Raw genomic sequence first — 13,966 nt, 5'->3', positions numbered from 1 at the left:
GCCGGTCAGGCGGGCCCCGCGTGGCTGTCGAGCAGGGCCATGAATGCCCTGGCCGCGTTCGACAGCGTACGCTCCGTGTGCAAAATGTAGCCTAGCTGGCGCGACAGCTGTATGCCGGGTAAAGCGATAGGTGCAACCTGTTCGTCGAGCATGGTGCGCGGCAGTACGCTCCAGGCCAGGCCGATCGACACCATCATCTTGATGGTTTCCAGGTAGTTGGTGCTCATGGCGATGTTCGGCGTAAGGCCCTGGCTTTCGAACAGGCGCTGGACAATGTGGTGGGTGAACGTGTTGCCGCCGGGGAAAACCGCCGGGTGGCGGGCCACATCGGCCAGGCCCACTGCATTGTTGGCCAGCGGGTGCTCGGGGGCGGCGACAAAGTCCAGGGCGTCGTCCCACACCGGCACGGCCTTGACCAGGTGATGCGGCTCGGGTGCCAGGGTGATCACGGCTATTTCTGCGCGGCCATGCAGAATCTCGTCGTAGGCCTGTTCCGAATCCATGAACTGAATATCCAGCGCCACCGCCGGGTACGCGCGGGTGAACGCCCGCAACAGCGGCGGCAGGCGGTGCAGGCCGATGTGGTGGCTGGTGGCCAGGGTCAGGCGACCGCTCACCGCCCCGTTCAGGTTGGTCAGTGCCCGGCGGGTATCATCCAGGACATTGAGGATCTGGTAGGCCCGTGGCAGCAGGGCGCGCCCGGCCTCGGTCAGGGTCACCTCGCGGCCCAGGCGGTCGAACAGGCGCACGTCCAGTTGCTGCTCAAGGCCCGCGATGCGTTTGCTGATGGCCGGCTGGGTCAGGAACAGGCGTTCGGCCGCCCCCGAGAAGCTGCCGGTTTCGGCGATGGCGATAAAGGCGCTGAGGTTGGCCAGGTCCATGGTTTGTATTCCTTTGGGTTATCCAAAGCATAAAAATTATGAATTTGAGTTATTCAATCTAACCCCATAGCATCGTCCATACAAGCCAAGGGGTTTTTGGCATAGAAAGACGCTGATGAGGAACAGTCTGATGGCTGGCAAAACGCTCTACGACAAACTCTGGGAAGCCCATGAGGTCAAGCGCCGTGATGACGGCTCGTCCTTGATCTACATCGACCGCCACATCATCCACGAAGTGACGTCGCCCCAGGCCTTCGAAGGCCTGCGCCTGGCCAACCGCAAACCCTGGCGCATCGACGCCAACATCGCCACGCCCGACCACAACGTGCCAACCACGCCAGAGCGCAAGGGCGGTATCGGGGCCATCGTCGACCAGGTGTCGCGCCTTCAGGTGCAGACCCTCGACGAGAACTGTGACGAATACGGCATCACCGAATTCAAGATGAATGACGAGCGCCAGGGCATCGTCCACGTCATCAGCCCGGAGCAAGGTGCCACCTTGCCGGGCATGACCGTGGTCTGCGGTGACTCGCACACCTCCACCCACGGCGCCTTCGGTGCCTTGGCCCATGGCATCGGCACCTCCGAGGTCGAGCACGTGCTCGCCACCCAGTGCCTGGTCGCCAAGAAGATGAAGAACATGCTGGTGCGTGTGGACGGCCAATTGCCGGCCGGTGTTACCGCCAAAGACATCGTGCTGGCCGTGATCGGCAAGATCGGTACCGCCGGTGGCAACGGCCATGCCATGGAATTCGCCGGCAGCGCCATTCGCGACTTGTCGATGGAAGGCCGCATGACCATCTGCAACATGTCGATCGAAGCCGGTGCCCGTGTGGGCCTGGTTGCCACCGACGCCACCACCGTTGCCTACGTCGAAGGCCGCCCTTACGCGCCAAAAGGCGAGCAATGGGAGCAAGCGGTCGAGTCGTGGAAAGATCTGGTGTCGGATGACGACGCCGTGTTTGACACCGTGGTCGAACTGGACGCAGCGCAAATCAAGCCGCAAGTCAGCTGGGGCACCTCGCCCGAGATGGTCCTGGCTGTTGACCAGCGTGTACCAGACCCGGCTGCCGAAGCCGACCTGGTCAAGCGTGGCTCTATCGAACGCGCCCTCAAGTACATGGGGCTGACCGCCAACCAGGCAATTACCGATATCCAGTTGGACCGCGTATTCATCGGCTCGTGCACCAACTCGCGTATCGAAGACCTGCGTGCTGCGGCTGAAATTGCCAAGGGCCGCAAGGTAGCCGCTACTGTCAAGCAGGCTATCGTCGTGCCGGGTTCGGGCCTGGTCAAGGCCCAGGCCGAGCGTGAAGGCCTGGACAAGATCTTCGTGGAAGCCGGTTTCGAATGGCGTGAGCCAGGCTGCTCGATGTGCCTGGCAATGAACCCGGACCGCCTGGAGAGCGGCGAGCACTGCGCGTCCACCTCCAACCGCAACTTCGAAGGCCGTCAGGGCGCCGGTGGTCGTACCCACCTGGTCAGCCCGGCCATGGCCGCCGCTGCCGCGGTAACCGGCCACTTCATCGATGTCCGCGAGTTGATCCAAGGGAGCGCAGCATGAAAGCCTTTACCCAGCACACTGGCCTCGTCGCGCCGTTGGACCGTGCCAACGTCGACACCGACCAGATCATCCCCAAGCAATTCTTGAAGTCGATCAAGCGCACCGGCTTTGGCCCCAACCTGTTCGACGAATGGCGCTACCTGGATGTGGGCCAGCCGTACCAGGACAACAGCAAGCGCCCGGTGAACCAGGAGTTCGTGCTCAACCACGACCGCTACCAGGGTGCCAGCGTGTTGCTGGCGCGGGAGAACTTCGGTTGCGGCTCCAGCCGTGAGCACGCCCCTTGGGCGCTGGACGAGTACGGTTTCCGCAGCATCATTGCGCCGAGCTTTGCCGACATCTTCTTCAACAACAGCTTCAAGAACGGCCTGCTGCCGATCATCCTCAGCGATGAAGAAGTGGACGAGCTGTTCAAGCAGGTCGAAGCCAACCCGGGCTACCAGCTGACCATCGACCTGCAGGCGCAGGCGGTGACCCGCCCGGATGGCAAGGTGCTGCATTTCGAGATTGATGCGTTCCGCAAGCACTGCCTGCTCAACGGCCTGGACGATATCGGCCTGACCTTGCAGGACAGCGACGCGATCAAGGCCTTCGAAGGCAAGCACCGCGCCGGGCAGCCTTGGCTGTTCCGCGATGCCTGAAGTTTGTAGGTAGCAGCACTGGCCTCTTCGCGGGCTCGCCCGCTCCCACAAGGGTTACGCGATCGATGTGGGAGCGGGCGAGCCCGCGAAAGGGCCGGTACAGGCAACAAAAATCTAAAGGATTCAGACATGACCAGCACCCAGCACACCGATGTGGTCCAACGCCAGTTCGGCGAACAGGCCAGTGCCTACCTCAGCAGCGCCGTGCACGCCCAGGGCAGCGAATTCGCCCTGCTGCAGGCCGAGCTGGCGGGGCAGGGTGCTGCCCGCGTGCTGGACCTTGGCTGCGGTGCCGGTCATGTCAGTTTCCACGTCGCCCGGCTGGTTGCTGAAGTGGTCGCCTACGACCTGTCGCAATCCATGCTCGACGTGGTCGCCAGCGCCGCCGCCGAGCGCGGCCTGGCCAATATCACTACCGAGCGCGGCGCCGCCGAACGCCTGCCGTTCGTCGATGCCTCGTTCGAATTCGTCTTCAGCCGCTACTCGGCCCACCACTGGAGCGACCTGGGCCTGGCCCTGCGCGAGGTACGCCGGGTGCTCAAGCCAGGTGGCGTGGCGGCGTTCATCGACGTGATGTCGCCGGGCAGCCCGCTGCTCGACACCTACCTGCAAACGGTCGAGGTGCTGCGCGACACCAGCCATGTGCGCGACTACTCCGCCGCCGAATGGCAGCGCCAGGTCAGCGAAGCCGGCCTGCATGTGCGTAGCCACACGCGCCAGCCACTGCGCCTGGAGTTCACCAGCTGGGTCGAACGCATGCGTACGCCCGAGCCGATGCGCGTGGCCATCCGCCAATTGCAGCAAGCCATGGGCGAAGAAGTACGGCAGTATTACCAGATCGAGGCCGATGGCTCGTTCAGCACTGATGTGCTGGTGTTGTGGGCCGAGCGTTAAGCACTTTTCGGTGGGGCCCGTTTGGCCGCACCGCGTGAATGGATAGAGGAAAGCATGAGCAAGCAGATTCTGATTCTCCCAGGTGACGGTATCGGCCCGGAAATCATGGCCGAAGCGGTCAAGGTGCTGGAGCTGGCCAACGACAAGTTCCAGCTCGGTTTCAGCCTGGAGCACGACGTGATCGGTGGCGCCGCCATCGACAAACACGGCGTGCCGCTGGCCGACGAAACCCTGGCGCGTGCGCGCAAGGCCGATGCCGTGCTGCTGGGCGCCGTGGGCGGGCCGAAGTGGGACAAGATCGAGCGTGACATCCGCCCTGAGCGCGGCCTGCTGAAGATCCGTTCGCAGCTGGGCCTGTTCGCCAACCTGCGCCCGGCCATCCTCTACCCGCAACTGGCCGATGCCTCGTCGCTTAAGCCAGAGATCGTCTCCGGCCTGGACATCCTCATCGTCCGTGAGCTGACCGGCGGTATCTACTTCGGTGCCCCGCGCGGCCAGCGCGAGCTGGAAGGTGGCGAGCGCCAGGCCTACGACACCCTGCCGTACAGCGAAAGCGAAGTACGCCGCATTGCCCGTGTCGGCTTCGACATGGCCCGCGTGCGCGGCAAGAAGCTGTGCTCGGTCGACAAGGCCAACGTCCTGGCTTCCAGCCAGCTGTGGCGTGAAGTGGTCGAAGACGTGGCCAAGGACTACCCGGATGTGGAACTGAGCCACATGTACGTCGACAACGCCGCCATGCAGCTGGTGCGTGCACCCAAGCAGTTCGACGTGATGGTGACCGACAACATGTTCGGTGACATTCTGTCGGATGAAGCTTCCATGCTCACCGGTTCCATCGGCATGCTGCCTTCGGCGTCGCTGGATGCCGACAACAAGGGCATGTACGAGCCGTGTCACGGCTCGGCACCGGACATTGCCGGCCTTGGTATCGCCAACCCGCTGGCGACCATCCTGTCGGTGTCGATGATGCTGCGTTACAGCTTCAATCAGTCGGCTGCCGCCGAGGCGATCGAGAAGGCCGTGAGCCTGGTTCTGGACCAGGGTTTGCGTACCGGCGACATCTTCTCGGAAGGCTGCCGTAAAGTGGGTACGCAGGAAATGGGCGACGCAGTAGTCGCGGCGCTGCGGAATCTGTAATCTCTCTGGCCCGCCACCCCAAATTCCCGGTGGCGGCCCACTTTTAGCGAAGGTGTAGTTGCGATGAAACGTGTAGGTCTGATCGGTTGGCGCGGTATGGTCGGTTCCGTGCTCATGCAGCGGATGCTGGAGGAGCAGGATTTCGACCTTATCGAGCCGGTGTTCTTTACCACCTCCAATGTTGGCGGCCAGGGCCCGAACGTGGGCAAGGATACAGCGCCACTCAAGGACGCTTATTCGATTGAAGAACTCAAGACCCTCGACGTGATCCTGACCTGTCAGGGCGGCGACTACACCAACGAGGTCTTCCCCAAGCTGCGTGAAGCCGGCTGGCAGGGTTACTGGATCGACGCCGCTTCGTCCCTGCGCATGCAGGATGACGCGGTGATCATCCTCGACCCGGTCAACCGCAAGGTCATCGACCAGCAGCTGGATGCCGGTACCAAGAACTACATCGGCGGCAACTGCACCGTCAGCCTGATGCTGATGGGCCTGGGCGGCCTGTTCGAAGCCGGCCTGGTCGAGTGGATGAGCGCCATGACCTACCAGGCGGCCTCGGGTGCCGGCGCGCAGAACATGCGCGAGCTGATCAAGCAGATGGGTGCCACCCACGCCGCCGTGGCCGATGACCTGGCCAACCCGGCCAGCGCCATCCTCGACATCGACCGCAAGGTTGCCGAGGCCATGCGCAGCGACGCCTACCCGACCGAGAACTTCGGTGTGCCACTGGCAGGCAGCCTGATCCCGTGGATCGACAAGGAACTGCCGAACGGCCAGAGCCGCGAAGAGTGGAAGGCCCAGGCCGAGACCAACAAGATCCTCGGCCGCTTCAAGAGCCCGATCCCGGTGGACGGCATCTGCGTGCGCATCGGCGCCATGCGTTGCCACAGCCAGGCGTTGACCATCAAGCTGAACAAGGACGTGCCGCTGGCCGACATCGAAGGCATGATCAGCCAGCACAACCCATGGGTGAAGCTGGTGCCGAACCAGCGTGAAATCAGCATGCAGGAGCTGTCCCCGACCAAGGTCACCGGCACCCTGAACATCCCGGTTGGCCGCCTGCGCAAGCTGAACATGGGTTCGCAGTACCTGGGCGCGTTCACCGTGGGCGACCAGTTGCTGTGGGGCGCTGCCGAACCGCTGCGCCGCATGCTGCGGATTCTGCTGGAGCGTTGATCGTTCTGCTGTAACCGAAAACCCGTGCTGGCGACAGCGCGGGTTTTTTTATGCCCGTGAACATTCATCGGCATTCGCGCAAGCCCCTGTAGGAGCGGCCTTGTGTCGCGACGGGCTGCGCAGCAGCCCCGGCAATCTGTGCTGGGGCCGAGATTTCGGGGCCGCTGCGCGCCCCATCGCGACACAAGGCCGCTCCTACAGGGACCGCGTTCAGCTCGGAATTTTTGTTTTGTAACAGCACCCCCGCACAGTGGCAAAATGCCTAGATTAACGAGAAATATTCTCATTATAATCGGCCTCCCCAGTTTGCCTGAGCATAGGAAAGTGCTGACGTGCTGGAACAACTCTTCAACGAACACGCCACCGCCTTGCACCGCTACCTGCTGCGCAAGAACTGCACGCCAAGCCTGGCTGCGGACATCGTCCAGGAAACCTTCCTGCGGCTGGCCCAGATGGACGGGGTAGAGCGGTTGCTCGCCACCCCGGCCTACCTGTTCCGCGTTGCCCACAACCTGATGATCGACCATCATCGGCGTTACGGCAGCAAGCGCTACGAAGCGGAGCCTGCGAGTATTTTCGATGGCCTGATCGATGAAGCCAGTTCGCCGGAGGACCAGGCGCTGGGTGCGTTGGAACTTGAGCGCCTGCACGCGACCCTGGAACTGCTGCCCGAGCGCACCCGAAATGTGTTCCTGCTGTGCCGGGTCGAGGGCATGACGCACAAAGAAGCCGCCGAGTATTTACGGATTTCCACCAGCTCTGTACAAAAACACCTGGCCAGTGCGCTGGCCAGGATTGGCCGAGGGCTTGAGCCTGACCATTAGGGCAGGCGCTGGCGCTGACCTGGCCGGGTTAACAGAAAAACACCAACAGGCAGCAAACACCGTACCGTGAACCCCACAGAACCTGTTGACCCGATCGAGCGCAAGGCCGCCGATTGGGTCATGAAACACCGTCAAGGTCGCCTCGGCCCCGCCGAGCAAGCGGCCTATCGGCGTTGGCTGGAGGCCGACCCCCGCCACGCGGCTGTCGCCCAGCGCCTCGACCGTGCCTGGCAGGCCAGTGCGGCGCTGCGCCAAGGGTATGTGCGGCCCCCGCGGCCGGCCCGCGCCACCGGGCCGTTGGGCTGGTTGCAGGCCGCATGGCAGCGACCGTGGGCCAGCGGTGGCGCACTCAGCGGGCTGGCGATGGCTTGCTGGTTATGGGCGGTTCCGCCGTTCTGGGTGCAAGGCTTGGGTGCCGACTACCAGACCGGTTACGGCGAGGTGCGCCACGTGACCCTGGATGACGGCAGCCAGCTTGAGCTCGGCAGCCGCAGCATTCTCAGCGTTGCCTACGACGGCCAGCGCCGCACGGTGCGCCTGAAGCGCGGCGAAGCAATCTTCAGCCCGGCGCCAATGGGCGAAACCGAGCCGCGTCCCTTTACGGTCAGTACGCCGGGGGCAAGCATTACCGCGCGCGGTACCCGCTACCTGGTCGGCGTCGATAAGGATGACCGTTCCGGTTGGGTGGGCGTGCTGCAACACACGGTCGAAATCAACCTGGTCTCCCACGGTCTGGACGATGCATCCGCCTCCGCTGTGCTGCAAGAAGGCGACAGCTTGCGCTTTGGTCCCCACACCGGCCTAAAACCGCTGGAGGTATCCCCCGAAGAGCTGGCCAGCTGGCAACAGGGCAGGGTGGTGCTGCGTCAGCAGACCTTGGCCCAGGCAGTCGAGCAGCTGGGCCGCTATCGTGCCGGGCTGACGCTGGTGCGCGGCGATGCGCTGCGGCGCCTTCCGGTGAATGCCGTGGCACGGGTCGATCACGTCGATGACGCGCTCAAGCAGCTGGCCAGGCAAGCGCACGCCCGGGTATTGGAACTCCCGGGCGTCTTGCTGATTTATTGATCTAAAAAATTCTATACATAGAACAATTCGCTCTACTGCGTTTTCAGGCTTCGCACGTTACTGAATGCAAATAACTCTTATTTGTCTTTAGCTAGGGTGCTTGGAAACAATGTCAAAGGGAGCTTCTGGGCGTTTCGCCCCACAACGCGGCAAGCTGAGCCTGGGAATTCAGCTGGCCCTGTTGACCTGCTGCGGCGCTGCGTCGGTACTGCCGGCCATGGCCGCCACCGACCCGGCTGCTGCCACCAGCAGCCAGGCCGGCCAGTACCACCAGTTCGATGTGAAGGGCGGGGCACTGGAAGATGCCATGTTGCAGCTGGCGCGCCAGGCGGGCGCCGAGCTCTATCTGACCGGTGATGCCTTCGCCGGCCTGTACGCCAACCCGGTGCAGGGCCGCTACTCGCTGGACGGCGCATTGCGCCAACTGCTCAGCGGCCTGCCGGTCAGCTTCAGCCTCAGCGGCGGCACCGACCGCCCGGTAATCCACCTGCAATCGGCCACCAGCGCCGGTACCGATGACCTGCACCCGACCTACGTGTACAGCCAGCGCGACGGCCGCTCGCGGGACGAGAAGGGTTACAGCGACATCTACGACCAGGACATTTCCACCGTCTACGCCGGCAAGGAGCAGATCGAGCGTTACAAGGGCGCAGCCCCTGCCGACGTGTTCAAGGGCATGCTCAACGTCTACAGCGGCGACGCCCGCAACAGTGGCGCGCTGGACCCGAACGTGCGTGGCATCCAGGGCCCTGGCCGGGTGCCGCTGACCATCGACGGCACCGAGCAGGCGCTGACGGTTTACCGCGGCTACATGGGCGCCAACAACCGCAACTACATCGACCCCAACCTGATCGGTTCGATCAAGGTGATCAAGGGGCCGAACCTGGAGCGCAACGTCTACAGCGGCGTCGGCGGTGCCGTGGTGGCCAACACCCTGAGCGTCGATGACATTCTCAAGGAAGGCGAGGAATTCGGCGGTGAGTTCAAGATCGAGGGCAGCAACAATTCGGTGTCGCCGAAGCTGCCCACCCTGCTCACCGGGCAGATGCCCAGCGCCGATTACCAGTACATCCCGATCAACTCCTACTACGACCCGTCGTTGTACAAGCACCCGCGCACCAGTAGCAGTAACGACCTGTTGTCGAGCGACGACAAGGCCTATCGACTGGCACTGGGTACCCGCCAGGAGCACTTTGACCTGATGGGCGCTTATGCGTACCGGGAAAAAGGCAACCACTACGCAGGCAAGAAAAAGAGCAGTTACTACGCCAGTGGTGAGTTGGTGGATGGCAAGTGGGACTATGTGCCGAACCTTGCCCGCATCTACAAACCCGGCGACGAAGTGCCCAACAGCTCCAGCAAGATGGAGTCGTGGCTGGCCAAGGCCACCTGGAAGATCGACGAAGGCCAGAGCCTGGAGTTTGGCTACCGTGCCACCGACTCGTTGTATGGCGAAATTCTGCCTTCGCGTATTTCATTCTTCACGCCGGGTAGTAACTATGATGCCGCTACCTATGGCGTGCCGCAGTGGCCGCTGAGCCATGTGGACAGCAAGGCCTATAACGTCGAGTACAAGCTCAACCCTGAAGATAACCGCTGGGTCGACTTCTATTCGAACCTGTGGATGACCCGAACCGTCAGCGATACCTACAGCGCTGGCGGTGTGCCTAACGAAACTACCTCGCAGAACCCTGAGTTTCGCAACACCGCCGTTGCCAATGCCAAGCACGATCGCGCCGGCCTGACCGTCAGCAACAAGTTGAAGTTGCTGGATAGCCTTGATCTGACGCTGGGTGGCAGCTACCAGCATGAAAAACTCAGTTCGGGTGACAGTGTGCACGACCTGGCCAACGGGGCGACGCGACTGTTCCCAAGGGCCGGGCGGCGCGAGGAGCAGGAGTACAACTTCAATTTCGATTGGCAGCCGGTTTCGTTTGCGCGCTTCACTGCCGGTGGCCGTTACTCCTCGTATTGGTCTTACGATGATTTTCTCAAAGGCCAGCAAGGTGACACGGGGGTGACTACCCAGAATGTCCAGAGTGGCAAGAAAGTTGGCTACAGTACCCGTAAGACATTGTCGCAGGTGGAGTGGCGTGCACTGGTCGATGAAAAAATTCAGTCCCAGCAGCTCTTTTGGGATGTTTTTGGCTACACCGAAGCTGAGCGGCAGGCCGACATAAATTTGATTGAAAGTGAGACGTCTTACATACAGGATACAGAGCATACACAACACTGGGCGCATGACGGCAAAGGAAAGTATCAGCGTAGTAATAACCCGTGCATTGCTGCAGCGGCGGCGGGCGAGAATGTGGTCCAGTGCTATCACACTACCTATGATGGCTCAGCGGGTGCCGTTGACAGTGACGGTAATCTGGTAAATCAGACAGTTGATACTTCGGCAAAGCATCGCAGGGACCAAGGCTGGGTGCCTAACCTTTCCGCAACGTTCTATACCTCGGAAAATGGCCGCTTCTACCTGCGTTACAGTGAGGCCATTCGCTACCCAAGCATGTTTGAAAGCACCGTTGGCTTCTCCGCGTCACTGACGCCATGGGACCTGGAGCCCGAGCATGCCCATAACTACGAAGTGGCTTATATTCATAATTTAAGTGGCGTGTTGGGCAGCGAACAGGCAGACGTCAAACTGACCTATTATCACAATACGACCGATAACGTTATCGAGCGAAGCCCGCAGTTGGTATTTTCCAATGTCGAAAAACAGACAACATCGGGTATCGAGTTACAAGGCCGGTACGACAGTGGCCGCTTCTTCACTGACGTGAGCGTCGCCCACGTCTTGAAAAATAAGGTGTGCGACGAGAACTCGGCAATGCAACTGGACCCGAGCGGGAGCACGCCCGACTGCGTCGATGACGGATTCCTCGGCGGTTACCTGGTGGGCATGGCCATGCCTGAGTGGTCGGCCAACCTGGGCATCGGGGCACGTTTCCTGGACCGTCGCCTTGAAGTTGGCGGACGGGTTATCTACTACAAGGGCCATGACAGCAAGTTCCACAGTAACTACGCCGGTAATCCCATGGTGTCGTACTACCTCAATACACCGTTGTCCTGGGATGACATTGTTACCTATGACGCTTATGTCAATTACAAGCTGACTGACGATGTGAATGTCGAGTTAGTTGGCACCAACCTGGGCAACCTCTATTACCTGGATCCCCTGACGCGCTCGGCAATGCCAGCGCCGGGGCGAACCTTGAAAATCGGTCTGACTGCAAACTTCTGAGGTGGATTGACTATGGGTGGATGAAGACTGCCAGTGTTCGGATGTGTACGTGTGTTGGAAACTATTAACTTATCAAAGGATCATGAAATGAAAGCGTTCAAAGTTTCTGTAGTTGCCGTTGCTCTGCTGGGTCTTGCCGGTGTCGCGCAGGCCGATAGTGCTTCCGGGCAAAGCTATACCGGTACCATTGTGGTATCGGGTGCGAGCGGAAACACCCCGAATCACGGCAGCCAGGCAGGTGCGCCTGCTGTGGGCGTACTGGCATTCTATGGTGGCGCTAAAGTGGGCTTCAGCGGCCTGAAGGGCATGGTGCCCACCGACACCAATGGTGTGACCACGATCACGCCGGCAATGATGCCAGCTTCCCACTCCGCGCTTGGCAACTTCGATTTCAAGCAGGTTTCCACTCAGCAGGTGTACTTCGGCGAGTGGTCGCAGAACGGCACCAACAATGATCCGACCCGTGTCGTCTACTACTCCGGTGATACCACCGGACGCGTACTGCCAACCACCAATGTCAGCTATGCGGTCCAGGGTATCAGCAACTACTCCGGTGCCAACCTGCTGTCGGGTGATCTGACCGCTACCTTTGGCGCTGCGGCTCCAACCCTCACGGGTGACTTGGCTAACGGTGCTCTGAAAGTCCGGCTGGCGGCCAACATCGACAAGTCGACGGCAGCCTTCTCGGGCGCCGCTCGCGCCCTCAATCCGACCACCAATGCGCAGCTTGCGACCGGTACTACCCAAGGTAGCTTCTTCGGTGCTGGCGCTACTGCTTCGCTGGCCGGTATCGCCAAGTTCGATAACCGCAACTACGACACCGCATTCGGTGGCGTGAAGAACTAAGCCGACCCGCTTGATGCTGGTCAGTTAAGTGCATCAGGGCCGCTTTGCGGCCCTGATTGCTGCTATTTCAAGGCACCCCGAGAGCCGAGCAATGCCCCAGCCTTCACGCCTGCATTACCTGCTGCTGCTTTATCTCCCGCTTTCTTTCCCCTCCATCGCCCAGGCCGATCAGGACACCAACCTACGCCTGAACCAGAGCATCGAGTACCGCGCCAACCGCCAGGAGCGCGAGCTGCTCAAGGACGAAATTGCCGGCACCACGCTGGTCATCGATGGCCAGACCTACCGGGTAGAAAACAACCTCGACGATCTGGGCCGCGCCCTCTATGTTTCAGTGCAGCGCCAGCAATGGGCCGACGTGACTGCCTTCCGCGCCCGCTACGTCGCGCTGCCAGGCCACGACCCCATGCTGCTGGCCTACGCCGATGGCGCACTGGCCCGCTCGCGCGGCGACCTGGAGCAAGCCGAGGCGCACTACCGCCAGTTGCTGGCATTGCAGGGCGACTTTCTGCCCGGCCAGCTGGAACTGGCCCGGGTACTGTTCGAAAACCGCAAGGACCGCGAATCCACCGACGCCTTCCGCCAGATCAGCCAGAGCCTGGGGCCGGCGGATGCGCGCAACCAGGGCCTGGCCAACACCGTCGACAGCTTCATCGAGGCGCTGGACCACCGCGAAAGCTGGCAAGGCTCGCTGGCCGTCGGCCCGACCTGGAACGACAACCTCAACCAGACCTCGGAAAGCACCACCCACTACCGCCTGGAAACCAGTGACGGGGTTTACCTGGTCGAGCGCAAGATGCCCAAGGCGGTGTCGGCGCAGGGCATCGACTACGAAGCCACCTTGAACAAGCGCGTTGCGCTGTCTGGCCACCATGGCGTGTTTGGCCGGGCGCTGGCCTACGGGCAGGCCTACGACAAACAAAGCAAGTACAACGAAGACACCTTCATCGGCAACGCCGGCTACAGCTACCAGGACGGGCGCAACCAGTACAGCCTGGGCCCGCAGTTCGAATACAACCGCATCGGCAGCGACCCCATGTACTCGGCCTGGGGCCTGCGCGGTGAGTGGATGCACAACCTGTCGGCCACGCGCATGCTCAAGCTGGAAGGCGAATACAAGGATATGGCTTACCGCCGCCAGGCTGCCGATACCTATGACGGCAGCGCCGCCTCGGTGTACGCCACCCTGTGGCAGGCGCTGCCGCAGCAGTGGGTGCTGTTCGGCGGTTTCGACCTTACCGACCGCAACACCCGCGACGCCACCGAGGCCTACTTCCAGCGGGGCCTGCGCCTGGGTGTGGCCAAGGACTTCGACATCGGCCTGAGCACCGTGCTGTTCGCCTCCTGGCGTACCCGCCAGTACGACGCCTATAGCGCCTTGCTCGACGACCGGCGCCATGAAGAAGAGCAGGGCTATACCTTTATCGTCAGGGCCCCGGCGCTGGCCTTCCACGACCTGGTGCCCAGCCTGACCTTCAAGTACAACAAGGTGAACAGCAACGTCGACTGGCTGTACAGCTGGGAGCGCAACAGTGTCAGCCTGAAGCTGGAAAAACAGTTTTGATGCGGGTGTTCGCCATGACATGTTTATCGCCTGTTAGATCGAGCGCCGCCCGCGCGGCGCTTCGCGGGGCAAGCCCGCTCCCACATTTGTTGCAACGTGCCACACCTGTCAGGCCATGGTTGCCAGCCTT

General features: G+C 61.8%; 11 protein-coding genes. 10 read left to right on the top strand and 1 reads right to left on the bottom strand.

Annotation, left to right across the window (positions count from 1 at the left end):
- Nucleotides 1-5 precede the first annotated feature (5 nt).
- Nucleotides 6-881: a LysR family transcriptional regulator gene (locus tag ACIQUI_RS26830; RefSeq protein WP_403203825.1), complete on the bottom strand. Its 876-nt coding sequence runs from the start codon at nt 879-881 to the stop codon at nt 6-8.
- A gap of 130 nt (nt 882-1,011) precedes the next feature.
- Here ACIQUI_RS26830 and leuC point away from each other — a divergent pair, with 130 nt between their 5' ends.
- The 10 genes from leuC (at nt 1,012) to ACIQUI_RS26780 (ending at nt 13,836) form a co-directional block, all read left to right on the top strand.
- Nucleotides 1,012-2,445, top strand: coding sequence for a 3-isopropylmalate dehydratase large subunit (gene leuC / locus ACIQUI_RS26825; protein WP_403203822.1), 1,434 nt, complete (start codon nt 1,012-1,014; stop codon nt 2,443-2,445).
- Nucleotides 2,442-3,086: a 3-isopropylmalate dehydratase small subunit gene (leuD, locus tag ACIQUI_RS26820; RefSeq protein ID WP_391137519.1), complete on the top strand. Its 645-nt coding sequence runs from the start codon at nt 2,442-2,444 to the stop codon at nt 3,084-3,086. The genes leuC and leuD overlap by 4 nt, the downstream gene beginning before the upstream one ends.
- A gap of 129 nt (nt 3,087-3,215) precedes the next feature.
- Nucleotides 3,216-3,980 carry a class I SAM-dependent methyltransferase gene (locus ACIQUI_RS26815; protein ID WP_403203820.1) on the top strand — a complete coding sequence of 255 codons (765 nt, stop codon included), beginning with the start codon at nt 3,216-3,218 and terminating at the stop codon, nt 3,978-3,980.
- 54 nt (nt 3,981-4,034) lie between these two features.
- Nucleotides 4,035-5,117: a 3-isopropylmalate dehydrogenase gene (gene leuB / locus ACIQUI_RS26810; RefSeq protein ID WP_391137513.1), complete on the top strand. Its 1,083-nt coding sequence runs from the start codon at nt 4,035-4,037 to the stop codon at nt 5,115-5,117.
- 63 nt (nt 5,118-5,180) lie between these two features.
- Entirely contained in the window at nt 5,181-6,293 is a 1,113-nt protein-coding gene (gene asd, locus ACIQUI_RS26805) for an aspartate-semialdehyde dehydrogenase (protein WP_403203818.1), read from the top strand.
- 332 nt (nt 6,294-6,625) lie between these two features.
- Nucleotides 6,626-7,117, top strand: a complete 492-nt coding sequence (locus ACIQUI_RS26800) for an RNA polymerase sigma factor (RefSeq protein WP_012271193.1) — start codon at nt 6,626-6,628, stop codon at nt 7,115-7,117.
- A gap of 66 nt (nt 7,118-7,183) precedes the next feature.
- The gene (locus ACIQUI_RS26795; protein WP_403203815.1) at nt 7,184-8,182 is read left to right on the top strand and encodes a FecR family protein; all 999 of its coding nucleotides are present in this window, start codon (nt 7,184-7,186) and stop codon (nt 8,180-8,182) included.
- Nucleotides 8,183-8,291: 109 nt separating this feature from the next.
- The gene (locus tag ACIQUI_RS26790; protein WP_403203813.1) at nt 8,292-11,426 is read left to right on the top strand and encodes a TonB-dependent receptor domain-containing protein; all 3,135 of its coding nucleotides are present in this window, start codon (nt 8,292-8,294) and stop codon (nt 11,424-11,426) included.
- An 87-nt stretch (nt 11,427-11,513) separates the two neighbouring features.
- A complete protein-coding gene (locus ACIQUI_RS26785) occupies nt 11,514-12,272 on the top strand; it encodes a Slam-dependent surface lipoprotein (protein WP_403203811.1) in 759 nt (252 codons plus the stop codon).
- Between the two features lie 91 nt (nt 12,273-12,363).
- A complete protein-coding gene (locus ACIQUI_RS26780; RefSeq protein WP_403203809.1) occupies nt 12,364-13,836 on the top strand; it encodes a surface lipoprotein assembly modifier in 1,473 nt (490 codons plus the stop codon).
- Nucleotides 13,837-13,966: the final 130 nt, after the last annotated feature.

The sequence above is a fragment of the Pseudomonas sp. NPDC090592 genome (assembly GCF_044769185.1).
Classification (GTDB): domain Bacteria; phylum Pseudomonadota; class Gammaproteobacteria; order Pseudomonadales; family Pseudomonadaceae; genus Aquipseudomonas.
Note: the sequence above shows the minus strand (reverse complement) of the source record. Positions and strands in the feature narration are given on the sequence as shown.